Annotated in this window: 23 protein-coding genes; 8 read left to right on the forward strand and 15 right to left on the reverse strand. The window is 58.9% G+C overall.

Annotation, left to right across the window (positions count from 1 at the left end):
- Window positions 1-9: 9 nt before the first annotated feature.
- From ABH909_RS19570 to ABH909_RS19585, 4 genes are all read right to left on the reverse strand, one after another.
- Complete coding sequence (locus tag ABH909_RS19570) at window positions 10-1,173, reverse strand: sulfotransferase family protein (RefSeq protein WP_429385685.1); 1,164 nt, start codon at window positions 1,171-1,173, stop codon at window positions 10-12.
- A 156-nt stretch (window positions 1,174-1,329) separates the two neighbouring features.
- Window positions 1,330-2,514 (reverse strand): DUF1214 domain-containing protein, encoded by a 1,185-nt coding sequence (locus tag ABH909_RS19575; RefSeq protein WP_429385683.1) that lies wholly within the window; start codon window positions 2,512-2,514, stop codon window positions 1,330-1,332.
- A 114-nt stretch (window positions 2,515-2,628) separates the two neighbouring features.
- The gene (locus tag ABH909_RS19580) at window positions 2,629-3,648 is read right to left on the reverse strand and encodes a zinc-dependent alcohol dehydrogenase (protein WP_429385681.1); all 1,020 of its coding nucleotides are present in this window, start codon (window positions 3,646-3,648) and stop codon (window positions 2,629-2,631) included.
- 137 nt (window positions 3,649-3,785) lie between these two features.
- Window positions 3,786-4,583, reverse strand: coding sequence for a metalloregulator ArsR/SmtB family transcription factor (locus ABH909_RS19585; RefSeq protein ID WP_429385679.1), 798 nt, complete (start codon window positions 4,581-4,583; stop codon window positions 3,786-3,788).
- A 211-nt stretch (window positions 4,584-4,794) separates the two neighbouring features.
- Between ABH909_RS19585 and ABH909_RS19590 the strand changes: the two genes are divergently transcribed.
- Window positions 4,795-5,283 carry a VOC family protein gene (locus tag ABH909_RS19590; RefSeq protein ID WP_429385678.1) on the forward strand — a complete coding sequence of 163 codons (489 nt, stop codon included), beginning with the start codon at window positions 4,795-4,797 and terminating at the stop codon, window positions 5,281-5,283.
- Between the two features lie 25 nt (window positions 5,284-5,308).
- Here ABH909_RS19590 and ABH909_RS19595 read toward each other — a convergent pair whose 3' ends face one another.
- Window positions 5,309-6,085, reverse strand: coding sequence for an SDR family NAD(P)-dependent oxidoreductase (locus ABH909_RS19595; protein WP_429385676.1), 777 nt, complete (start codon window positions 6,083-6,085; stop codon window positions 5,309-5,311).
- A gap of 121 nt (window positions 6,086-6,206) precedes the next feature.
- On the opposite strand from ABH909_RS19595, the gene ABH909_RS19600 reads away from it, so the two are divergent.
- Window positions 6,207-6,527: a 2Fe-2S iron-sulfur cluster-binding protein gene (locus ABH909_RS19600; protein ID WP_429385674.1), complete on the forward strand. Its 321-nt coding sequence runs from the start codon at window positions 6,207-6,209 to the stop codon at window positions 6,525-6,527.
- A 59-nt stretch (window positions 6,528-6,586) separates the two neighbouring features.
- Here the strand turns inward: ABH909_RS19600 and ABH909_RS19605 are convergent, their stop codons facing one another.
- The 3 genes from ABH909_RS19605 to ABH909_RS19615 form a co-directional block, all read right to left on the reverse strand.
- Window positions 6,587-7,381 carry an HpcH/HpaI aldolase/citrate lyase family protein gene (locus ABH909_RS19605; RefSeq protein ID WP_429385672.1) on the reverse strand — a complete coding sequence of 265 codons (795 nt, stop codon included), beginning with the start codon at window positions 7,379-7,381 and terminating at the stop codon, window positions 6,587-6,589.
- Between the two features lie 91 nt (window positions 7,382-7,472).
- Complete coding sequence (locus tag ABH909_RS19610) at window positions 7,473-8,324, reverse strand: FAS1-like dehydratase domain-containing protein (RefSeq protein WP_429436279.1); 852 nt, start codon at window positions 8,322-8,324, stop codon at window positions 7,473-7,475.
- A 17-nt stretch (window positions 8,325-8,341) separates the two neighbouring features.
- Window positions 8,342-9,232 carry an enoyl-CoA hydratase/isomerase family protein gene (locus ABH909_RS19615; RefSeq protein WP_429385668.1) on the reverse strand — a complete coding sequence of 297 codons (891 nt, stop codon included), beginning with the start codon at window positions 9,230-9,232 and terminating at the stop codon, window positions 8,342-8,344.
- Window positions 9,233-9,749: 517 nt separating this feature from the next.
- On the opposite strand from ABH909_RS19615, the gene ABH909_RS19620 reads away from it, so the two are divergent.
- The 6 genes from ABH909_RS19620 to ABH909_RS19645 all read left to right on the forward strand — a co-directional run bounded on the left by ABH909_RS19620 (window position 9,750) and on the right by ABH909_RS19645 (window position 18,676).
- Window positions 9,750-11,393, forward strand: a complete 1,644-nt coding sequence (locus tag ABH909_RS19620; protein ID WP_429385666.1) for a DUF1302 domain-containing protein — start codon at window positions 9,750-9,752, stop codon at window positions 11,391-11,393.
- A 14-nt stretch (window positions 11,394-11,407) separates the two neighbouring features.
- Window positions 11,408-12,778: a DUF1329 domain-containing protein gene (locus tag ABH909_RS19625; protein ID WP_429385664.1), complete on the forward strand. Its 1,371-nt coding sequence runs from the start codon at window positions 11,408-11,410 to the stop codon at window positions 12,776-12,778.
- Between the two features lie 107 nt (window positions 12,779-12,885).
- Window positions 12,886-13,491, forward strand: coding sequence for a WD40/YVTN/BNR-like repeat-containing protein (locus ABH909_RS19630; protein ID WP_429436282.1), 606 nt, complete (start codon window positions 12,886-12,888; stop codon window positions 13,489-13,491).
- Window positions 13,394-13,939 carry a WD40/YVTN/BNR-like repeat-containing protein gene (locus ABH909_RS19635; RefSeq protein ID WP_429436284.1) on the forward strand — a complete coding sequence of 182 codons (546 nt, stop codon included), beginning with the start codon at window positions 13,394-13,396 and terminating at the stop codon, window positions 13,937-13,939. Before ABH909_RS19630 ends, ABH909_RS19635 begins: the two co-directional genes overlap by 98 nt.
- Window positions 13,940-14,004: 65 nt before the next feature.
- Window positions 14,005-16,497, forward strand: a complete 2,493-nt coding sequence (locus tag ABH909_RS19640) for an efflux RND transporter permease subunit (RefSeq protein WP_429436287.1) — start codon at window positions 14,005-14,007, stop codon at window positions 16,495-16,497.
- Between the two features lie 1,612 nt (window positions 16,498-18,109).
- The gene (locus ABH909_RS19645) at window positions 18,110-18,676 is read left to right on the forward strand and encodes a methyl-accepting chemotaxis protein (protein WP_429440009.1); all 567 of its coding nucleotides are present in this window, start codon (window positions 18,110-18,112) and stop codon (window positions 18,674-18,676) included.
- Window positions 18,677-18,743: 67 nt separating this feature from the next.
- On the opposite strand, the gene ABH909_RS19650 is transcribed toward ABH909_RS19645, so the two are convergent.
- The 7 genes from ABH909_RS19650 to ABH909_RS19680 all read right to left on the reverse strand — a co-directional run bounded on the left by ABH909_RS19650 (window position 18,744) and on the right by ABH909_RS19680 (window position 24,050).
- On the reverse strand, window positions 18,744-19,169 hold the full coding sequence (locus ABH909_RS19650) for a carboxymuconolactone decarboxylase family protein (protein WP_429385657.1): 426 nt from the start codon (window positions 19,167-19,169) through the stop codon (window positions 18,744-18,746).
- Window positions 19,170-19,271: 102 nt separating this feature from the next.
- Window positions 19,272-20,561 carry an MFS transporter gene (locus tag ABH909_RS19655; protein WP_429385655.1) on the reverse strand — a complete coding sequence of 430 codons (1,290 nt, stop codon included), beginning with the start codon at window positions 20,559-20,561 and terminating at the stop codon, window positions 19,272-19,274.
- A 60-nt stretch (window positions 20,562-20,621) separates the two neighbouring features.
- Entirely contained in the window at window positions 20,622-21,794 is a 1,173-nt protein-coding gene (locus ABH909_RS19660) for an NADH:flavin oxidoreductase (protein WP_429385653.1), read from the reverse strand.
- Window positions 21,795-21,823: 29 nt separating this feature from the next.
- Entirely contained in the window at window positions 21,824-22,384 is a 561-nt protein-coding gene (locus tag ABH909_RS19665; protein WP_429385651.1) for a nuclear transport factor 2 family protein, read from the reverse strand.
- Window positions 22,381-22,542: a hypothetical protein gene (locus tag ABH909_RS19670; RefSeq protein WP_429385649.1), complete on the reverse strand. Its 162-nt coding sequence runs from the start codon at window positions 22,540-22,542 to the stop codon at window positions 22,381-22,383. The genes ABH909_RS19665 and ABH909_RS19670 overlap by 4 nt, the downstream gene beginning before the upstream one ends.
- Before the next feature lie 12 nt (window positions 22,543-22,554).
- Window positions 22,555-23,340 carry an SDR family NAD(P)-dependent oxidoreductase gene (locus ABH909_RS19675; RefSeq protein WP_429385647.1) on the reverse strand — a complete coding sequence of 262 codons (786 nt, stop codon included), beginning with the start codon at window positions 23,338-23,340 and terminating at the stop codon, window positions 22,555-22,557.
- A complete protein-coding gene (locus tag ABH909_RS19680) occupies window positions 23,337-24,050 on the reverse strand; it encodes an SDR family oxidoreductase (protein WP_429385645.1) in 714 nt (237 codons plus the stop codon). The genes ABH909_RS19675 and ABH909_RS19680 overlap by 4 nt, the downstream gene beginning before the upstream one ends.
- Window positions 24,051-24,078 lie beyond the last annotated feature (28 nt).

Consider the following 24,078-nt stretch of genomic DNA (forward strand, 5'->3'; position numbering starts at 1 on the left):
GGTCGGCTTTCACGCCAGGGCGTGTCGCTGGATGTACGGCGCGAAACGTTGATTGATCCCGGCCGCGTCAAGGCCGAAGGTTTCAGCGCTGTAGCGATGCTCGCCATGGCGAGCCTCCGGCGCTGCACCGATCCGCTGCAGCATTCGAGCCCGTGCCTCGTCGCTCAGGGTCAGCCCGAAGTGCTGATAGATGTTCTGGACGACCGCCATGGGCTCACGCTGAATGTCGCTTTGCAGCACGTCCAGAAACTGCCCTGGCGCACGGGCACGCGCCTGGTGCGCATCGTCCACGGCAGCTTGCCAATAGCGGGTTTCCCGCTGCCCGATGGCCTGCGCATCGACGCCCTCCTCCAGGATTGAACGCGCCTCGCGCAGCACGCTGCACAGTGAAGGCAATGCACTTGCCGGGGAGCGATGGGTCTGAACCACACAGGCGTCGGGAAAAATGTCGAGCAGAGCGTCGACCTGCGCCACATGTCCCGGGTTTTTCAGTAGCCAGGTTTTCTGTGGGCTGTTGGCGCCAATCAGCTGGATCACTTTCAACAAGCGCTTGTAACTGCTGGCTTCGCTTTGCTGCAGCCACCAACGGTCGTAGTCGGGAACACGCAACGAGGAGCCAAAAAAATTGCTGCAGAAGTTTTGCTTGAGTACTTCCAGGCACTCGTCCACGTCATCGGCGCGCATGTCGTGGGCGGCGCGCATATGAGGCGCTGCGGCAAAAAACTGCTCAAGCCCGGCCTCGCACGCTTGATACCAGGGATTATCAACCCAGGACTCGCGCTCGGGCCTGGGCATCGGGAACGCGGTCAGCCATCGTTCCATGCCTTGAAACTGCGGGTCCATGGACAGCAACTTGTGCAACGCAGTCGTGCCGGTGCGGGGTATTCCGATCACAATGAGCGGGCGCCGCACAGGCTGCTGCAAACAGTGCGGATGGGTTTTCCAGCCCTGCTCGCTGAACAGGCGCGAAATCAGCACCCCCACCAGCAGATTCCACGCAAAAGCTCGACCCTGCGGCTTGAACACCGGCCCGTTTTCATCCAGCGCAGCGAGCAAGCGCTGCAACCCCGGAAGGTATTCGGCGGCATCGCCGAAGTCGGACAACCCTGTTGCGGCGCTGGCGGCGGCATGCAGCTGCCCCTCCGCGCCTTTGAATGTGGCGGAAATAGTCATGTCAGTCTTCTCTGAAGATAGGAAGGAAGCGTGGCGGTGGTCACGTTGCCGATGGGTCGATCAGCCAGGTCTGGCCGCCGCGACCGCTGCCTGGATTTCGGCAAAGGCGGGATTGCGGCGAAATGTCATGCCGTTGAGATGTCCCATTTCAGCCCCCTACCAGCGTCGACGCAGCTGCGCGCCAACACGCCGCTCACGCAGAGCTTCAGCGCGTTGCGCTGGGGTGAGCATCAACGTGTCTGGCGGAAGGTGGTCACGCAGTTGAGCGAACTTGACCTTGGTCAACGTGGGCGTAGGGTGCGAACTGCTGCGATACCACCGTCCGATCAACATGCCCTTGAGATGGCCGCCACTGTCCAGCCAGTTCGCCACGCCGGGGTCCTCGACCGACAACACGGCGCGGAATCGACCGTCGCTGTCAATCTGCGCCTGATGGCCATTCAGGCTGCTTTGTCGGTGCACCAATTCGACCTGATTCCACAGGGCATCGACCACTTGGACGTTCCAGTAGACCAGTTGCTCCGGCAGTTCGGTTTCGAGGATCAGCGCTTCATCCGACTCCAAATCGTAAACGCATTCGTAATAGGCTTGCGGCCAGTCATCGCCGTTGCCCAACTCGGGGTAGGTCGTCAGCTGCATTTGATGGAGCGGACGACTTTTGCGGCTGTTGGCGAGGATGCCCTGGCAAAGTTGCGACAGACGCTTCACGTATCCGCCAAACAGCTCACGCAGTTGCTGGTCGATGGTGGCCACACTCATCCGGGGCCGCAGCGCCTGCTCATCCAGATACTCAATGCACACCTTGACCTCTCGCTCCCGCCCCCAGTCATAGGAAAACTGACGCAGCAGCAGGAAACGTGATTCAGGGTGCAGGTACAGCCAGTTGCCCTGATACCCCGGCGGGCGCTCACTGCTGAAAACAACGTCGAAGCTGCCATCCTCGGCGATGTCGAGCATGTCCAGGTCATAGTTGTTGAACCCGGGACCTGGCGGGTTCGCCATGCCGATCATGTTTTTGCCAGTGGCGAAGCCCGCGACGGGCACGTTCCCTCGATTGCCGGACACGCGATAGGTTCCCTGACCGTTGACTGCGCTGTAGTGATACACCGCGTCGGGGTTTGGCTGGGCGAGAAACACCGAGTTTTCGAAAGGCGCCCAGTCGGGATAGAACGGGTCTGCCTGGAAGTACAGGAAATAGCCCTGGGACAAATTCATGGCGAACTGACGGTAGAGCTCGGCGCGCAACTGCTCGTCTTGCGGCTCCCACAGTTGGAGCTCAACCTCGCTCGCCGCTTTGAGCAGATCGACATAGGTCGCCCAGGGTTGCAGGGAAGCATTCATTCATTCACCTCCAATGAAGCACAGTAAATTTCGCTGGATTACCGAAAAATTGACAAACCTGTGGCGTGAAGCCCATTTCGCCCCCAGATCTAAATCAAGCTTTGAATAGGCGGTTCATGCCCAAGGATGAATCATCACCTTGCAATGTCCGCTGGGCGTACGTAGCTCTTCGAACACTGACGGCACGTCGTCCAGGGAAATATGCCCCGTGATCATGGCGCGCGGCTCCAGCGAGCCTCGGGCAAGCACCTGCGCCACGTAGCGGAAATCATCGACGGTGTAGGTGTTGGAAAAACGCAGATTGATTTCTTTCCATACCGCCGTGGCCGGTACGAAGCTGTCGGACGACGTACAGAAGCCCAGCACCACGACCGTTCCGCTCTTTCGAACCGCCTGGATCGCCTGGCCGATGCACCCCGGCTGCCCTGCACACTCCAACACGATGTCCGGCAGCGCACCGAGGACCTCCTGGACCGCAGTGTCCAAGGGTTGTGCCTCACTCTGAACGATAAAGGCGTCCGCCCCCATCTGAAGTGACAATGCTTCCCGGCGAGTAGAGTTGGCCACCACGACGATTCGACCCGCACCCAGCTTGCGAGCGAAAAAGGTGGCGGCAAGTCCAATGGGTCCGGCCCCCATGACGAGAACCGTCGAACCTGGCTTGATACCCGCCATCGCCGCACCATGCAGTCCCACCGCCAAAGGCTCCAGCAGCGCACCGTCGTCGTAACTGAGCGATTGCGGGAGCTTGATCGATGTCCGTTCGCTGACCGCGACATATTCACTGAAGCCACTGCCGAGCCCGCGAAACTCGGGGCAATGACTGGGATTTCCCATCTGGCAGGCCTGGCAGTGCCCGCAGCCGGTGAATGGCAGAGCGCTAATTCGATCGCCTATCCGCAACCCTTTGACATCAACGCCAACGGCAACGACTTCACCGGCGTATTCGTGCCCGGGAATGGTTCCCGATGGGTAGTCGAAAGCCGGGGCATGCCCTTGGGTCATGTGAAGATCGCTGCCACAGATGCCGCAGCTATGGACTTTCATCACGACTTCACCGGGACCCGGATCCGGATCGGGACGTCGCTCGATGACCAGAGGCTCGCCGGCCGCGTGAAACACCGCTGATTTCATTATTGTTCTCCGCAGGTGATTACGTTTCCAGTGCTGCGAGTGGCCGAAGATGGCAGCCAAGCGTCGAGCACCTTGGAAACAATAGTTCACCAGGAAACAATAATCGTCAACAGATTTTTTTGAACACCGTGCAGTTATTACCTCGAGTTCCGGCGAAGCAGCTCCTCGTTCATGAGGCCGTGGTACTCCTGCAACAGCTGCGACAGCTTCGCCAACCGCTCGGGTGGCAAGCGCTTGGCAGCGGCATGGTCGGCGCCATACTCGTGGTGATTGAGGATATTCGCCAAGGTTTCATGCGCTTTGGACGTCAGTGCGACGTGGCTGCTGCGGCGATCCTCCTGCGACCCCGTCCGTTGCAGCAATCCCAGACTTTCGAGATGACTCATCAGTTTGGTTACCGCGCCCTTGCTCAGTCCCAGCCTTGACTGAAGCTGGGATGGTGTAAGGCTATCTTCGGGTGTCAGGTTGAGCGCATCGAGCAGGAGCAATTCGCTCCCTTGCAGGCCATGGCGTTCGGCGGTCTCCTTCAGCGCACGCTCCACGTACCGCCCCATCATCAGAAGGCGCTGGGTCACCGCGTACACATGCGGGTCCTGGCCAGGCCAAGTATCGGCCCAGCGGCGAGCAGCCAAGGCGATGGCATCGCTTGCACCTCCAGTCGAAACCGTCTCCTGCGGCGCCTCAGGCTCAGCCAGATAATTCCTGAGCTCACTCAGTGCGCCTTCGCAGGCACTGTAGAGCGTGCGCCGACCATCGACTACCTGGGAAACCAGGCCCGCCTCGAGAAGCACCTTGAGATGCTGGGACACGGCGGGCTGACTCAACGGTAACTCGGCCACCAGGGTGGCCGTGTAGGCAGGCGTTTGCCGGATGCGATCGTAAAGTGCTCGGCGACTGCCATCCGCCAGTGCACGAAGCTTTTTATCATAAGTCATTGCTTATCTTGGCCTGCGGGATGTGATGCGGGATGGCTGGATTAAACATAAGCGCTTACTTATGTGTCAACATCATAGCGTGCTGCCCGGGACGAAACGACGAATTTTTCTATAGAGTTATTGAAAGATCGATGGGCGCTCGCTATCGTCTACCGGCACACAAGGGTATCAAGTTTCAGGAAAGTCACTTCTTCAGCCCCTCGAATGAGGCATGATCGGCATGGAATTTGAAGGCAAGCTGTATCAGATCGGAGTCGTCGTACGCGATCTGGATGCAGGCATGAAACATTACCAAACCCTGCTCGGGCTCGGACCTTTTCGTCGACTCGACACCCATTACACCGGCCGCTACCGAGGCACCGTGCAAGAGATCGCCAACAGAAACGCGTTTGCGCGCTGGGGCGACCTGTACCTGGAAATGGTCGAGCCCGGTCGCGGCCAAAGCAGCGCCTCCGAATGGCTCGCGGCGCGCGGTGAAGGGATCTTCCACATCGGCTACGCCACGACCAACCTCGAACAACGTCCCGGTGGAGCGCAGGTCTGCTTCGAGACCATCGACAACCTGACCGAAAGCGGCCAGCCTGCCATCGTCCATCTCGATACGCTCGCCGAACTGGGATACTTCGTCGAACTCGCCGATGCGGATTTGGCTGAACGCCTTGCGCGCTGGATTGACGGCGATGCAAGCCTGGATGAATGAGGCTTGCACCCAACCAGAGAGCTGATCAACTGATCAGGAAGCCACCGTCAACCGCCAGAAGCTGGCCGGTGATGTAACGTGCTGCCGGGCTTGCCAAAAACAATGTCGCATTGGCAATGTCCTGCACGTCACCCATGCCGCCCAGCGGTATGCGCCCCTCGCCCATGATCGGCCCTTTGAGCTCGATGGCGGCTGATGCAGCGCGTGCGCCTGCCGTAGGGATGCCGCCTGGAAGCACCGCGTTGACCCGGATACCATCAGCGCCAAATTCGAGTGCCGTGGTACGGGTCAGGCTGTTCACGCCCGCCTTGCTCGCATTGTAGGTACCGTTGTGATGCACGACAGCCTGCATGGACGACACCGATGAGATATTGACGATCGAGCCACCGCCGCTTGCTTTCATATGGCGTATTGCTTCGCGCAAGCACAGGAAAGTGCCCCGCAGGTTGACCGCCTGCAGACTGTCCCAGAATGCTGAATCGACCTCCAGGAACGGCTTTTTCGGAAAGATGGCGGCGTTATTGACCAATATGTCGAGGCTGCCATAGCGCCCCACTACATCCTCGAACATAGCAATCACTTCAGACTCTTGCGAAACATCAACCGCCATTGCATAGGCCTGCCCACCGGATTCGACAATGGCCTTGGCGGCGGCTTCAGCGGCTGCATGATCCAGGTCAGCCACGACGATGCATGCGCCCGCTTGGGCAAACGTTTCAGCAATACCGCGGCCGATGCCGGAAGCGGCCCCGGTGATGACAGCGATCTTGTTGTCCAAACGGAAAGCAGTTGGCAGCGTCATTCGGCGTTCCTTCAAAATCAGTGGTAGGTTGGCCGCGGCCAGTTTGACAGCAGCCCTTTTTGTCGTTCAGTATTCCTAACAACGTTCCGAATATCATATAGATGTGAGTCAAAAAATAACAATGCCAACGATAACGTTCATTCAATACGATGGTCGCGTACAGACAGCAAAGGCGGAAATCGGACAGTCAGTCATGCAAGTCGCGGTCGACAATTCGATCCCCGGCATTCTGGGTGATTGTGGCGGCAATTGCAGTTGTGGGACTTGCCACGGCTATGTGGACAAGGTTTCGGCGGCCAAGATTCCGGCAGCCGATTCCTATGAACGGGACCTGCTCAGCTGTGCGTCAGCACTGACAGAGGACAGCCGGCTCACTTGCCAAATCATCGTCACTGATGCCTTGGAAGGAATGATCATTCACTTGCCGGAATCGCAATACTGATTTGTACCGCAACCCGTGTGCCCCCCGCATGCCTGCTCGATGCCGATGATGGTTACGGTTCACGAAACACTCCCCGCCAGGGCTAGAAGATTTTGCGCCCGGATTAGCACGGGCAGGTCGACCATTGCACCATCCACCGACACTGCAGCGCCACCCGCTCGCCTGCTGGCCTCGACCACGCGCTGGGCCCAGGCCAATTCCTGCGGTGACGGCGTAAACGCCTGGTTGACGAACTGCACCTGGCGCGGATGAATGCAGAGCTTTCCTGCAAAGCCGAGTTCCCGACTACGCGTTGCTTGGGCGGTGATCACCTCGCCGTCGTCCAAAATGACGGACACCCCATCGATCGGCGCTTGCAAGCCTGCCACACGAGACGCCAGGACGATTTGCGACCGGGCATACAGAAGCGCCTCGTCTGTGTGCGCGCAGCCAACGTCGACCTGAAAGTCGATGGAGCCGAACGCCAGCCGTTCGACATTCGTCCCACCCGCGATATCCAGCACGCGCCACACACCCGACGCGCTCTCAATCAGGGGCACAATTGCTGCATCGGTCGCGTCGGCTAACACACGTATGGATTCAGCGGATTCCGCCTTGGGTAACATTACTGCTTTTACCCGCAACCGACGCAGCAGATCCAGGTCATCGGCGAACGCGTTGGAGCCTTCGCTGTTGATGCGAATCATCACCTCGGCGCCCTCTTCGACCGCCCGGGCAATGTGCTCTCGGGCGATCGGCTTGTTGGCCGGGCTCACCGCGTCCTCCAGGTCGAAAATGACCCTGTCGGCCCCTGCCGCCAATGCCTTGGCGAATCGCTCCGGGCGGTCGCCCGGCACAAATAGATAAGAACGCATGATCACCCCGTACCCAAAATCGTCAGAAAGATAAGCATCAGCCACAACAGCACCCAGATGAGGTCAGTGGCCAAAATCGTGCGCCGAAACATCAGGCAAGCTCTGCCCAGGCGTCCATGCACAAAAAGCCCTCGGCATCTTCCGCCCACAAATGGATTCGCTCCGCTTGCTCTTCACACCCGCAGACCCGCATCGAACGCTGATCGAAAATCGGCCGTAGCGCGCGAAAGGAAAAGGCGGTCACCTTTGCCGACGGACGCTCGTCACGGAGCAGGTTCATCAATAGGGTGGCTATCAGGGGGCCATGCACAACCAACCCCGGATAGCCTTCTTCTTGAGTGGCGTAAGGGCGGTCATAGTGGATGCGATGGCCGTTGAAGGTCAGCGCAGAGTAGCGAAACAGCAGCACCGGGTCCGGAAAGAGCTCGCGAGTCCACTGAGCATTGGTCGGCGCAGGCTGGGCGCGTGGAGCAGGCTCGTTCGGACTGGGCGCGTCGCGATAAACGATGTCCTGTTCTTCTCGCACTCGTACCTGGCCCTCGACCGCCAATTCATGCAGCAGCTTGACGAATATCAGGCTTCCGCTTCGTCCGGTCTTTTGTGTCACGTCCAGAATAGTGGAGGTGCGCTCTACCTCTGCCCCGACCGGCAACGCGCCCTCGAAACTGAGCCGACTGCCTGCCCACATGCGCCTGGGCAGTGTGATGGGGGGAAGAAACCCGCCGCGAAGCGGATGACCATCAGGCCCAACGGCGGATTGATGAGCCAACGGCAGAAAATACAACCAATGCCACAGAGGCGGCACTTCCCCTGCCGGGGTGTAAGTGCGGTCTTCGCGATCGAGCGTCGCTGCCAGGGCATTGAGTGGCACGCAAGTGAGTACGTCGCGCTGGCATTCCTGGCGACCGATCCATTGCTCGAAAAACTGTTCATCGATAGGCACGGCGGTGAGTCCTTTTGTCATGGAGCGGCAGGATCGACCCGTGGGCGATTCTCCGGCGCTGATTCCAGAAACCGATCGCGGCCACGCAGGATCTCGTCGCCAGCCATCAATTGATCGTAAAGCCTTCGGGCACAGTCCATACCGGCATCAAAATCCGATAAAGATGCCCCGGCCTCGACAGCCTCGAACAACGATCGGGATGCAGCATCTTGCCTGCCCGACAGGCACTGCCGGGCTTCTGCCAGGTCGCGCTGAATATCTGTGCCAGGGATCGCCCAATGGCGTATCAACCGCTGCTGTAATTCTTCATTGCTGGGCGGCATTGCCACCAACTCGGTCGCCAGCGCACATGCTGTGGAAAGGCCCTGCCCAGGGTCGACAATCCGGTCAAACAGTGCGGTATGGGAAAATTCCGAGACTGTTTTTTGATGACCTTCAATCATGAATTGCACCGCTGGGACGATGCCCAACACTCGCGGTAGACGCTGTGTTGCGGATAAGGGCAAGGTTCCCAGGGACACCTCTGGAAGCCCTAGCACGGTGCCTTGTTCGGCGACTCGATAGTGGCAAGCGAGCGAGGTCTCGAGGCCACCGCCCATGGCAAACCCGTGAACGGCCGCAATGACCGGTTTGCCGAGCTGCTCGATCGCCAGGTGAATATGACTGGACAACCCTGGCGCCGCGCTGGCACGAGCGGTTCCAAACTCGCGGATGTCCCCGCCTGCGCTGAAGCCTCGCCCACTGCCAGTCAGTACCACCGCTTTGACGCACTCTGTCGCAGCTGCCCACTGCAGCGCGCTGTACAGCTGGAGCCGCAGACTCAGGCTGAACGAGTTGACGGGGGGAGCGTCGAGGGTAAGCACAGCAACAGGACCGTGGCATTCCTTATGGACCTTCGCCTCACCCATGGTCGTACCTCACTGCTCGGCGTCGGTTGCCAAGCCCGGCCGCTCCTGGCGCTGGTACGCGCACAAACAAAGGACTCAGGTAGAGCAAATATTTCACGATACACAAGACCTCTCTATTCGCATTTACGAACGTCGTTCAGCATATTATCTTATTCAGATGCAAGGCAAGCGCTCCGATTAGTCGGCTGAAATTGTCAGGCTAAATTAAAACAAATGTATGAAATTAGCCCGCCCCAATCGTTAGGCAACACTTGCGCTGGCCTCATCGAACTCATATAAATGTTGTGCGTGTATGTGAACACGATTCAGGAAAAGCGAATTCAGTGCCTAATGGAATGCGGCGAAAAATTCTCCGAGAGGTCGTTACAACACAGTGCAATGAACAAGCAGTGCCTCGCGACCTCAGGTCCACCACGTCACTGCTATTAGAATGAAAACAAAAACAATAATTCAGAGGGCACTTCAGATGGATAAAAAGAAAACGCTGGTTTCTCGCCCCCTAACGGCAGCTCCCCTAATGCTCGCCAGCCTATGCCTGGCCATGGGGGCCAGCGATGAAGCGTTCGCCTTGCGCATCGATAGCGGCAACCCCGACCTTTCCATGAGCCTGGATACGACCGTGCGTTACAACCAGGGGTGGCGGGTCGACGGCCGAGACAAGAAGCTGGCCAACAATCCCAACTTCGACGAAGGCAACTACACCTTCGACAAGGGCGATGTGTTTCTCTCGCGGCTCGACCTCTTCAGCGAGTTTGACTTGAACTGGCAGGATAAGTACGGCCTGCGCGTCAGTGGTGCTGCGTGGTATGACCATGACTTTCCCGACCAGACCGAAAGCGCTCCAGGCCTGGCACCGGTAGCCAACTATCGCAACAATGAATACTCGGGTGTGGTCAAGCGCTACTATGCAGGGCCGTCTGCCGAGTTCCGGGATTATTTCGTGTGGGGCAACTTCAACATCGGCACCACTGAATTGAATGCCAAGGTGGGTAGCCTCGCTTGGTTGCCTGGCGAATTCCTGTTCAGCAACGGCAGCAGTGTGTCGTATTCGATGGCACCCAATGATGGTTTGCTGAGCGACCTCAGCCCGGGCGCCTCGGCCAAGGAAACCTCACTTCCGATCGGTCAGTTCGCCACCACCTGGCAGTTCATCCCTGAACTGTCCCTGATGTTCCAGTACACCTACGAGTTCGAACCCTCACGTGTATCGGAAGGCGGTACTTACTACGCCGTTGCCGACGGTGCCCTCAAAGGTCCGGACTTCCTGGCCCCCGGCGTAGCGCGTCGCGATGCCAAGGAAGGCGATAACGGTGATATCGCCATTGGTCTGCGTTGGTCGCCGGACTGGGCAATGGACAGCAGCTTCGGTGCCTGGTATCGCAAGTTCGACGACAAGAACGCCAGCTGGGCGAACCAGGTTATCGTGCAAAATCCGAGAGCCCCCTACGCCCGCGCGGTCTACGCGAAGGATATCGAACTGTACGGGCTTACCTGGAACGGCGTGTACAAGTCTGTCAGCATCGGTGCCGAGGTGAACTACCGCACCAACATGCCGCTCAACACCACCGGCCAAACGTTCATCGCGATCGGCCAGCCTGAGCCAGGCAACCTCGATGGTGCGCGTGGCGATACTGTGCATGCGTTGCTTAGCGGCGCATTCACTATCAACAAGAATGCATTCTTCGACAACGGCTCCATCGCCGCCCAACTGGACTACATGCATCTGGTCAAGGTCACCGATAACAAGGCCTTCTACAATGGCAGTGACAGCGAAGGTGGTTCGGTTGCCGGCCGCTGTGAAGACAAAGAGCTGCTGCGTGGCTGCTCTACTCGTAACGCCGCTTCCTTGGGGGCTTCGTTCACCCCGGTATGGCAACAGGTAATGCCAAGCGTGGACGTCTCGTTCCCTGTATTTGCAACCTACGGCCTTTACGGCAATCCGGCTGCACAGAACGCGGGCATCCCGCCTGAAGACTCCTACCTGCTCAAGTTCGGCCCGCGTGTGGAGTACTTTGCCGGTTCAATGAAACATCAATTTGACCTCGCGTACACCGCACGTCATGGCCGCACCGGCCGAATCAATGGTAACAACGCTTATTCCGGTCTGGGCTACTTGCATGATCGTGACACGCTGATCCTCACTTACCAAACCGCATTCTGATCGGGAGTTCCAGGATGAAAATAATACATACAACGCTGGCGATTACTCTGTTGGCAGCCAGTGCTGCCCAAGCTGCTGTCTCACCTCAGGAAGCTGCAGAACTGGGGAAATCCCTCACGCCTTGGGGCGCAGAAATCGCAGGCAATAAAGATGGCACTATTCCCGCCTACACCGGCGGGCTGGCGACGTCAACGCGTCCGGCGGGCTTTCAGCCGGACACGGGGCACTGGAGCAACCCGTTCGCAGATGAAAAACCTCTGTACGTCATCACAGCGAAGAATGTCGATCAGTATGCCGACAAGCTCTCCGAGAGCACCAAAACGCTGATCAAGCGTTTCCCCGACACCTACAAGGTTGCGGTCTATCCCAGCCACCGTACTGCGAACTATCCTGACTGGATCAACCAGAACAGTGTTGCCAATGCCACCCGTTGCAAGACCAGCGAAGATGGCCTTGCGGTAGAAGGCTGCTTTGGTGGCGTGCCGTTTCCGATTCCAAAAAATGGTCATGAAGTCGTCTGGAACGCTCAGTTGCACTACAAGGGTGAATCGAACATCACCAAGGGCGAAGGCTGGTATGTCGACTCCAAAGGCAGCCGCGTATTGACCGGTGGCATCAACAACCGTGGCGATGCTCAGTATTACAACAAAGAGCTGGACGTTGAGAAATTTTCGTCCATCGGCACGTACCTGACCCAACTCAATATCTACACCGCGCCTTCGCGTAACGTCGGTGAAGGAAACCTGCAACGGTTCTATGTCAATCCGGTTGCAACACCAAACCCGACCTGGGCGTACTCCCCAGGTCAACGTCGGGTGCGCCGCTCGCCAGATGCCGAATATGACTTCCCTGTTTCGACCTCGGGCGGCGCGATGCTGTACGACGAAATCTACGGTTTTTCGGGCAAGCAGGACCGGTACGACTTCAAGTACCTGGGCAAGAAAGAGATGATCATCCCGTACAACAACTATGACTGGATGCAAACGTCGCCTGACGATCTGCTCAAACCCAATCACCCGAATCCCGATGCTACTCGCTGGGAACTGCACCGCGTCCATGTAGTAGAAGCGACGCTCAAACCCGGGATGCGCCACGTGCAACCCAAGCGCCGGCTTTATTATGACGAAGATATCCTTGCCGCTGGCATGACCGACGCGTGGGACGCTTCAGGCAAACTCGCCAAGGGCGTTTATATGCCCTCGTGGCAGATGTATGACAAACAGATCCCGCATACGTCGTCGACCTGGTTGTTTGACTTCGCCACGGGCGTTTATTACCACTCCAGTATCACCGGCGGCGCTCGAGGCGGGATTTTCCCTCAGGCCAAGATGCAACCACCTCAATTCTTCACCCCCGAATCGCTGGCGCGTCAATCCCAGCGCTGATGGATATGACAGCAACAGGTGGACCGGCGGCTGTTGTTCGGCAACTCAAGCGATCACTCGACGACGGATTCGGCGTAGTGATCGCTTGACCAGAAATGGAGAAGACGATGAATGCAGTACTGAAGGTGCTGGCGATAAGCGCAGGTGTGTGGAGTTGCGCATCCCCCGCTTTCGCCTTTACTGACCCGCTGGATCAACCTGCCATGTTATCGGAGCGCGCCTCCAGCTCGCCGCTTTACGGGTTGGCTGGAGATGGTAGCGCACGGGTCGTGGCCGTGGGGCCACGGGGCCACATCCTGTATTCGCAAGACGCAGGCAAGCACTTCAATCAAAGCCAGGTGCCTCTAAGCAGCGACCTGGTGGCGGTCTATTTTGCCAGCGCTCAGCAGGGCTGGGCGGTGGGCCACGACGGCGTCATCCTGCACAGCAGTGACGGCGGCGCAAGCTGGGAGCGCCAGCTGGACGGCAGGCAGATCGGTGATATAGCCGCTCGCTACTACGCATCGATTCAGGAAGATGGCGAAGCGTTCGACCGCGCGAAGGAATACGCCCAGACACTACAAGACAGCGGTCCGGTCCGACCGCTGCTCGATGTCTATTTCGAAGACGAAAAAAATGGCTGGGGCCATTGGCGCCTACAACCTCATCCTGCGCACTACCGATGGCGGCAAACAATGGACGCCATGGATGGAGCGCGTGGAAAACCCGGATGAATACTCGTTGCATGCCATTCGCAAAGTGGGCGACCAGATCTTTATCGTGGGCGAGCTGGGGCTACTGCTGCGCCTTGATCGGGAGCAGCAGCGTTTCGTCAAACTGCAGAGCCCTTACCCTGGTTCGTATTTCGGGCTGACAGGCCGCGATGGGCTGCTTGTGGTATTCGGCCTGCGCGGCAACGCTTATACCAGTCGCGACGAAGGCAACTCCTGGAAGAAGCTGGATACCGGAGTCAGTGATTCAATCAACGGCGGCACGATGCTCGCTGATGGTCGCTTTGTGCTCGCCAGCGCCAGCGGAACCCTGCTGGTCAGCAGTGCTGATGGCGACCGCATTGCCAACAAGGTGTCCGAGGCTCGCAGCCCTCTCTATGGCGTGACAACCTCCAGCGCTGGCATGGTAGCGATCGGCCCCAATGGCGTGCGCATCATCGCCCTGCCATAAAGAACAACAAATCGTGCGCCCGTCCGGGTAGCGCGAGTACTCGCTTCCCCATCGGAGAAACCGCGATGGCTATAAAGATGGACAAAGCCACGGACAATTACCCCGTGATCAAGGATCGTCGAGACTTCGACCAGAAGACCGGCAATCGCGTTGAACGACTGATCTTCAATTATCGAGCCTTGATCATACTGGCAATCATGCTGGTATCGCTGTTTCTTGGCTGGCAGGCAACACGCCTGGTGATCAATGCGAACTTCGATCGAATGATTCCCACCTCTCATCCTTACATTCAGAATTTCATTGATAACCGAAATGAGCTGAGTGGTTTGGGCAACAGTTTGCGCATCGTCGTGGAGAACACCAAAGGCGACATTTTTGACCCTGCCTACCTGGAAACGCTGAAGCAGATCAATGACGAGGTGTTCTTGACCCCGGGCCTGGACCGGCCATGGATGAAATCGCTGTGGACGCCCATCCTGCGCTGGACGCAAGTCACCGAAGATGGCATGCGTGGCGGCCCCGTCATGCCCGATCACTTTGACGGTTCACCGGAAAAGCTCGACGAGTTGCGCGAAAACCTGAGCCGTTCCGGCGCACCTGGGCGAATTGTGGCCAATGACTACAAGTCGTCGATGATTACTGTGCCTGTGCTTGATCGCTACTCCGACTCAGGCCTGCCGATTGATTACAAGGCGCTGTCGCAAGCCCTTGAAGAGAAGATTCGGAGCAAGGAAGGCGACGGCATTCGGGTGCACATTGTCGGGTTCTCCAAGCTGGTAGGCGACCTGATCCAAGGTATGAACAAGGTCTTGATGTTTTTTGGCATCTCGGCATTGATCGCCACTGTTTTTGTCTATGGTTATTCCCGCTGCCTGCGCAGCACGCTGATGCTGGTCGCGGTGTCCATTTTAGGCGTTGTCTGGCTCTTGGGCCTGATGCATCTGGCAGGTTATGAACTGGACCCATACACCATCCTGGTGCCTTTCCTCATTTTCGCCATCGGGCTGTCCCATGGCGCCCAGAAAATGAACGGGATCATGCAGGACATCGGCCGAGGCACCGACAAATACGTGGCCGCGCGCTATACCTTCCGACGCTTGTTCATGGCCGGGCTCACGGCACTGCTGGCTAACGTAGTGGGCTTCGCCGTACTGATGATCGTCGATATCCCGGTGATTCGTGATCTGGCGCTGACTACCAGCATCGGCGTGTCGGTGCTGATCTTTACCAAGCTGATCCTCATTCCCATCCTGCTCTCCTACACCGGGGTCAGCCAGAGCGCGGCCAACCGTTCGCTTCGTGAGCAAAACGGTGAAAAGGGCCTGCTCAATCCCATCTGGGCATTCTTCGCGGCATTCACCCGTCGCAAATGGGCCGTGTGCGCGATCGTTGTTGCTGCCCTGCTGAGTACCACAGCCCTCTTCGTTCGGCACGACCTGCAGATCGGCGACCTCAGCGCCGGCGCCCCGGAACTGTGGCCAGACTCGCGCTACAACCGCGATGTCGCTTTCGTCGCTGCGAATTACGGGCTGTCCAATGATCAGTTTGCGATCATGGTCAAGACTCCGCCTAACGTGTGCGATCACTTCAGCAACCTGGTGGAAGCAGACCGGCTTGGCTGGGAATTGAGCCATGTGCCTGGAGTGCAGGCCACGGAATCCTTTGCGACTCTGACCAAGCGCGGAGTCAGCGGTACCTATGAGGGCTACTACAAGTGGAACAGCATTGTTCGCGAACCACGGTCCCTGGGCTATGCGGCATCGCAGGTTTTGGTGAACAATCCTGACGTGCTTAACCCCAAGTGCTCGGTCTTCCCGGTCATGGCCTATCTCACCGATCACAAGGCCAGTACGCTGAGCGGCGTGCTTGAGCGGGCGGAAGCGTTCGCGCAAAAGCACAACAGCGCCGAGGTGCAGTTCCTTCCAGCGGCAGGCAGTGCAGGGATCGAAGCCGTCACCAACATCGTCGTCAAGGAGTCGTTCTACAAAATGCACGCGCTGCTCTACGTGGGGGTGATCCTGCTGTGCCTGATCACCTTCCGCAGCTGGCGGGCTGTTCTTGTCGCGCTTGTCCCGTTGTTGATCACCACGGTGTTGTGCGAGGCCCTGATGGTCTGGCTCGGCATCGGGGTCAAAGTAGCGACGCTGCCGGTCATCGCACTCGGCGTGGGGGTCGGCGTTGACTATGCGCTGTACTTGCTATCGATCCAGTTGCTCCTGCAACGGCGTGGGTACAGCCTGTTCCAGGCCTATACCGAGTCGCTGCAGTTCACCGGCCGCGTCGTGGCACTGGTCGGCATGACCATGGCTGCAGGCGTGATCACCTGGGCCTGGTCGCCGATCAAGTTCCAGGCCGACATGGGCATATTGCTGGCGTTCATGTTCCTGTGGAACATGCTCGGCGCGCTGATTCTCATCCCTGCCCTGTCCTACTTCCTCTTGCAGAGTCGAGAACAAAGGAAGCAGGCCCAAGCGGCAAGTGTCGAGGCTGAGCTGGCGGAAGACACTCCAACGGCCAAAACCAGCCACAAAAAAGCGGTAACAGTCAGAACCGCGTAAGTACCGACTGCTGGCGGCCCGCTTCGGCAGGCCGCCAGCGACCGTCCAGTTCCCTCCCCTTTCAATAACGTTCCGCCGGATCAGTGCTACGTGCGCCAGCATCGCTGCGCGTCAACGTCCGTTGGCCCCGGGGAACCCCACACAAGAAAAACCGATTAAAAATCGGGAAAAGGATAGAGACATGAAATTCATACTCAACCCGGCGGTTGCGTTGATGAACCGTTTGAATTTCACCCTGAAGTCCAGCTTGATCTGCATCCTTATCCTGGCCCCCTTGCTAGCGGCCGAATATTATTTGACCCGCGATGTCTACGAGCAGATCGGCACTGCCCGTGTCGAACGCGAGAGCCTGCAGACGCTGCATACCTACCTGGACGTCGTCCGGGATCTACAAGCGCTCGCTGATCTCTCGGAATTACTGCTGGTTCATGGCACGACTGGGCGCGCCGCCGAAGCGATAAAAAAGTCAGACGCGCTCGAAGCATCGGTTTTACAGAAACTCAACAGCATGACCTGGAACGATGCTGGCGAATTCGGGAAAAAGCGCGATGCCATCGTCACCGGCATGAAAGCCGCGAGCAAGGAACAACTCTGGTCCGCCAAGCTCGAAATTCGCCGCAAGCAGCTGGCCCACTCGCTTAACCTGGGCCGATTCATCTTCTCCGAAGCTGGACTCTCGCAAGATAGCAGCCGCGCCATCCGTCAACTGGTGGACCTGCTGGCCAGCAGTACGCCTCGAGTTACGGCAATCCTGGGCACGACCCGCGCCGTCGGCTCTCTGGTGATGCTCGACCAGCAACTCGGTTCTGCCAGCGCCATTCGCCTGGAGCAGGCCTTGGTGGCCTTGGCTAGCCTCGAAGATGAGTACCGCCAGACCCTCGATGAGTTGCAGGAGCCCGCATTGGCCGAACGGGCCGCGCAAAGCTTGCAGACGCTCAAGCATCAGCAAGATGTACTGGCCAATGACCTGCTGGCCAGCGATCAACTCGATACGCCTTGGCAGACGTTTTATGCCAAGGTCACTGACGAGATGGCCAAGACCTACAATTTCAACGAGGCGGTGCTTGAGCTGATCGATGAGAAGCTGCAGGCGCGTATTGATCGTCAGGTCATCAACCTGGGCATGCTGATCGCTTTTCAGGCTTTGTTGCTGCTGGTCATCGTCTATCTCTTCTGCGGCTACTACGTGTCAATCCGCGCATCCCTCCAGGGCTTGGGGACGCTGCTGGAGCAGGTCGAAAAAGGCGACATGACCGCGCATTACATCCCGTCCAGCCGCGACGAGCTGGGGGATCTGGGTCACAAGCTGTCACGGGCGCTGGCCAGGACACGGGAGCTGATCGTTCGCGTAAGCGCAACCGCCACTCAAGTGGCGCAGCGCACCGCTCAAGTCGAAGTACATTCGGTGGATGGCTATCAGGCCATCTCCAGCCAGAGAGACCAGATAAGCCTGCTCGCGACTGCAATGAGCCAGATGACGGCGAGCTCGCAGTCGGTGGCAGGAAATGCTGCGATGGCCGTCGACAGTGCGCACCGAGTCAATCAGCAGACGGTGAACGGCCGGACATTGATTGATTCCCAGGTCGCAGCCATCGCCGACTTAAGCAGCGAGATGGAGCAGTCAGTCGCGGCAATCGACCGGCTCGCGCAGAACAGCCACCAGATCAGCCGAGTAGTCGACGTGATTAACAGTATCGCGCAGCAGACCAACTTGCTGGCACTCAATGCCGCGATCGAGGCCGCAAGGGCTGGCGAACAGGGTCGAGGCTTTGCCGTAGTCGCCGATGAAGTTCGAACCCTGGCCAAGCGAACCCAGCAATCCACGAGCGAAATCGGGGAAATGATCGATGTGCTTGGGCAAGGGGTCGCAAAAGCGGTAGAAACCATGAACACCAGCCACGACCTGGCCAGCCGGTGCAAGAGCCAGTCTCAGCAAGTGGAAGACGCGCTGACCGACATCCTGAAATGTGTCGCGGATATTCTTGATCAAAGCCAGCAGATTGCCGCTGCGGCGCAGCAGCAGAATGCAGTGGCGGTGGAAATGGACCGTAGTATCGTCGAGATTAATAGCGCTGGCACACGCACCGCTGCCGGGGCGGGTCATACCGAAGATGCATGTCGCCAGTTATCGATTCTGGTCGTTCAGCTGGAAGAGGCCGTAGGCCGATTCAGCGTTTAAAGCCCGGTTTTCTGTTAGAGAACATCTGGAACTGGGGGCATGAGTTGGGACCACCCCCCGTTCGTCGTTACAGCAGCCCTGTTTCTGCCGCCGTCTTCACCCCATCATCCAAACCGCGTTCACGCAACACTTCCACCGCCACCGCCAATGCGCTGGAGACGGCTGGAAACCCAACGTACGGCACGGTCTGGATGATCACTTCCTGAAGCTCATCAGCAGTCAGTCCGTTGTTGAGGCCGAACCGCAGGTGGTTGCGCAGTTCTTCGGTCTGACGCAGCGCAATCAGCGAACTGATCACGACGATGCTACGCACCTTCAGGTCCAGCCCTGGGCGAGACCATACAGCGCCGAACGCGTGTTCGACGGCCATGCGCCCGACATCAGCGGCGAAGCGCCCGGAGGTGACATTGGCCTCCATCGTCTTGGCAAATTCCGGTCCCATCATGCGGACCATCAGGTCGTAACCGGCTTTCCAATTGTCGTTATCAATCATCTTCAACACTCCTGGAGAAAAAAGAAATTCCGGGCTCCGCATGCCGGCCTTTCAAAAGGCCAGCTTCTAAGCGGTTAGCCAAACCCGAGGCGTTGTGCCTCCTCATTTGGTCTGAGCAATGCCTGCAGCGGGCGTGATAACCACGCGTTCACCCTCGACTGGCGACGGTTCACTGGATGGATACCGCCCCATGCCGAGGTAGCTGAACGCGGACAAGACGAAACAGGCAGCGGCGACGACCAACGCCACGTTGTAATGGCCGAAATAATCGTACGAGAGACCAATCAACGAGCCCTGGATAGCGATCATCACCGCAATGCACAACACGCTCAGCCCGTAGATCGACGCATAGGAGCGCATTCCGAAATAGCGCGCAATCATGAAGGCGACGACATCGATTTCGGCCCCCTGCCCGAGCCCCAGCAACACCAGCGCGACAATTGCCACCCAGAGTTCCAGCGAATCGGGTAACAACAACAGGCAGCCCAATGCAGGTCCCAAAGTGAAAACACAGGCCACCAAGGGTGCCCAAATACGATCAACGAGCAGTCCGGTCACCACGGCCCCTACCAAGGCCGAAACTCCGACCACTCCAATCAGCGCCGCAGCACTGGCGGCCTCCAGTCCCTTACCTACCAGCAATGGCTGGAACTGTGAAAGCAAGGCCACAATGGGGGCATAGTTCAATGCAGAAGCCAGGCACACCAGCACGACCTTGTGATTTTTCAGCAATTGAAGCATGGAGGCCTGGCTTCGACCCGAGTACTGCTTGCGCGGCACCGCCACGCTCGCGCCCCGCACCCAGAAAATAGCCGTGGGCAGGGCAGTCAACAAGATGAGCACACCCAGCGCAACATAGCCCATCCGCCAGCCGTAGTTGGCGATGATTGCGAAAATCGTAGAGGGCAATAAAGCACCGGACACCGCCAGTCCTGACCGGGTAATGGCTAACGCCAGCCCTCGTGAACCGACGAAGGCGCCGCTGACCACGCGAGTGTAGGTCAGGCCGGTGGTCGCCGTACCCACCAGGCATAACACCGCGTAGAGCAGGTAATACAGCGGCAGCGGCCCGCGTTGTATGGCCAGCAGAAAATAAGCCATGGCCGTTAACAGCAGGCCGCCGAGCAGTACGGGGCGAACACCGATACGGTCGACCAACCGACCGAGCGCCGGCGAAATGAATGCGGCAGCAAGGCTGGCGTTTTGCGCCAGGGCAATTTCGCCCCGGCTCCAGCCAAACGCCTCCTGAAGCGGACCTACGAACAGGCTGGAAACCGATGGCCATACCGACAGACACGCTCCGGTGCCGATCAATGATGCCAGTCCGAGACGCCAGTTCTCGCGCCATTCGCGCTTGGCAACGCCCCAGGCACCTTTGTTGTTGACTGTCATGCTGCACCCTTTTGTTGTTATGGAGAGTTCGCGTGCAAGAGACACGCGGCAGTCGAAGCGTCAGTTGAGTGCCGACAGCGCTTCATTGGAAAAAGAGTCGAACGCTTGGCCCAGACGGGCCTTGAGCGCCCACTGGGGGTCTTGCAAGAGTGAACGCCCGACGCCCACCAAATCGAATTCGCCGCGATTGAAACGCTCCATCAACAATTCGAGGTTATTGCTGGCCTGGGCACCGCCCTGCTTGTTGCTGTCGTACATGCCGTTGTTCAGGCCGATGCCACCTACCGTCATCGAAAGACATCCGGTCACCCGCTTAGCCCAGCCGGCAAGGTTCATTTCACCGTCCGGGCCCGCCTGGTCCGGAAATTCCGCTCGGTTGAAATAGCGCACGCTGGCGTCAAAGACGTCGACGCCAGCCTCGGCGATGGGCGCCAGTACGTCCTCCAGCTCGGCTGGGCTGTTGGCCAGACGCGCCTTGAAATCCTGCTGCTTCCATTGCGAAAAGCGAAACACGATGGGCATCTCCGGGCCCACTGCGCGCCGTATCGCACGGACCACTTCTGCCGCGAAACGGCTACGCTCGCGTCGACTCCCACCCCACATATCCGAGCGTTGGTTGGTCACCGACCAGAGGAAATTGTCGATGAGGTAACCATGCCCGCCGTGAATCGCGATGCCGTCAAAACCGCACTCGAGCGCATGCATTGCACTGCGGGCATAGGCTTCTATGACCTCTTCGATTTCCCGTTCGGTCATGGGTTGTGTGGGCACCAGTTGGCTCTGTACGTAGAAGTCCGGAGATGACGTCAGTCCGCCCGGTAACCCCCAGATCCCCGAAGGACGCATCGAGGCGACCTGCGGGTGAGGACCGGTGCCCTGGCGGCGCATCACGCCTTGGTGCCAAAGTTGCGGGAACACAACACCACCGGCATCGTGCACCTGCTTGACGACGCGGCGCCAACCACTCAGCGCCTGCTCTCCGTACAGGTGGGGCAAGTCACTTTCACCGATGCCGGCTTCACCGAGCGCCGCCGGATGATCGATCCCGACGGCTTCGGTGATGATCAAACCGGTTTCACCTTCAGCGCGGCGCTGATAATAGCCGGCTACATTTTCGCCAGGCACGCCGTCGGGGCTGTAATTACGGGTCATCGGCGCCATGACGATACGATTTTTCAAACGTAACGAGCCGACACGCAAAGGCTCGAACAGTGGGGCAAGCAGTGTGTCCATCGGATTGTCCTCGAAATGCTGGCAAATCTTCAGCGAAGAGCGTTATGTACGCCAGAGCCGGCCCAGAAACGCTCCCAGGTCGAAAAGCTGGAAGGAAGGCGTGGTTGATGACGTTCGCCGGTGTATTTGCCCGGCCAGTTCTGCCATACCGGATCGCCGGGGCGTTGCAACCAGTCGGTGGAGTACCAATGGCGCTCATCCCGTCGGGCAAAAAACCACTGGCCGTCACGGCATACGTAATGATCGAAGTAACAGATCGCCATCACTACCCAGTGCTCGCCGTCTTCGTGTTCTGCCCGGCAATAGACAGTGCCGGTCGCGTGCGCAGCGTCCTGAAAGTCCAGGGTCTGCCCACACACCTGGTGCACGCTACGGTGGAACGCCTGAAGGATCTGTTCGGAGCTGTAAAACGCTGCAAGTGCTTCACGTCCGGTGCCCCAGCGCCCGCAGTCGACATCGTCGACAAACAGCGCGACCAGGCCATCAATATCGCGCGAGTCGACTGCCAACGCGTACCTCGCAGGCAATTGCCCAATGGCGAGCTGAGCTTCTAGTCGCTCGACGCGCGCCAACAACGCAGCCTGGTTCATGGCTGTTCCCCCACCAACCAGCGACGCTTATCGGCCAGATACGGTTGATACGAGAACAGCCCGCCATCGACATGGGTCATCTGGCCCGTAATGAAGTCAGTGTCCATTGCCAACAAAGTGCCGCGCAGGTTGATGCGCAGGGTGGTGAGTAGTTGCATCTCCTGCTCCTTTTACACCGCGGTATAAAGGCCACCATCGACCTGAATGACCTGCCCCGTCACGTAACCCATGCCCGGACCGCACAGGCTGGCTACCGCCTGACCGATATCCTGACGCTCATCGCCCATTCGCCCGAGCGGGAAGTTGGCGATATAGCTGTCGCGCAAGACCGGGTTGAGCTCAAAAAAGGCCGCTGACGCAGCGGTCAGCGCCGAAGGGGAGATAGCATTGACGGTGATGCCCTGCGGGCCCCACTCCCGTGCCAATGCCTTCGTCAGTCCACGAATGCCGCCCTTGATGGCGGCGTAAGCTGGATTGAGCGCAGCACCATGCAGACCGAAGGTCGAGCAGAGCAGGATCACGCGCCCTTGACCACTGGTGCGCAGCGCTTCATAGCCGGCAAGCGCACAATGATGGGCGCCCGCGAGGTCGACCGCGACCTGTGCATCCCAGTCGGCATCGTCAAAATCCTGCAACTGCTTGGGATGGCCCGAAGCGCCGTGTGTGGCATTGTGAACGAGGATTTCGAGGCTGCCGAATCGCTCGAGCGTGGCCTTGACAGCGTTGTGCATGTCTTCGAGGCGGGTCACGTCGCCTTCCACGGACAGTGCTTCTGCCCCTTCTGCTCGCACGAGGCGCGCCGTCTCTTCACCCGTCGCACCACGTCGCGCGACGATGACAATTCTGGCTCCGGCAGCGGCCAGTTCCAGGGCAATGCCGCGCCCAATCCCCCCGCCTGCGCCGGTAATCAAAGCGGTTTTGCCCGCCAGGCTTTTGTTTCGCGTTAGCTCATTCATGGCACCATCCATACGCCACCGTCCACAGGGATCGACGCACCCGTGATGGCAGTGGCACCGATAAGCATCGCGATGGTTTGCGCCACCCCGGTCGTGATGCCCGGCACGAAGCCGAGCGCTGGTGGCGGTGGTCCCATTTCAGGGCTCAACGGCAGCGCGGCGTTGGCCAACTGTGCGTCGAACACGTGAGCATCCAGACCCAGCCAGTTCAGACGAATGCCCTGTGCGCCCCATTGCCGCGCGGCGGATTTCATCATCGCACGCTGCCCCTCGCTGAGTACGGACAGCGCCGCCAGCCCGCTGGCTCCCGTCAGGGAAAAATTGGGGCCAACCACCACGATACTTCCCGGCTCACCTGCCAGGGTCCGCCACGCCGCCTGCAGACAATGCCGGCTGGTACGAAGCGGATCGAGACAGGCCGTGCGCCATTGCTCAGGCGACAACGAGACGAACGTGCGCGCTTGCCGGCTCTGGAGGTTGCCGACCGCCAGGACGATGGCATCGACGCCGCCCATTGCGGCCCTGGCTCGCCCGAAGGCAGCTTCGATGGCAGCGAGGTCAGTGAAATCCTGATCAGCATCAAGTCCCACACACACCGCGCCGTGGGCACCGATGGCGTCGCATAAATGACTCAACTCCGGGCATCCAGGCGTCGCCACCAGCACTTTCATCCCTTCGAGCATCTGTTTGTTCCAGGCCGGCTCCGTCATCGTAAGTCCTCTATTGTTCTTATCGAGC

It is taken from the genome of Pseudomonas sp. BS3782 TE3695, from assembly GCF_050435305.1.
GTDB lineage: Bacteria > Pseudomonadota > Gammaproteobacteria > Pseudomonadales > Pseudomonadaceae > Aquipseudomonas.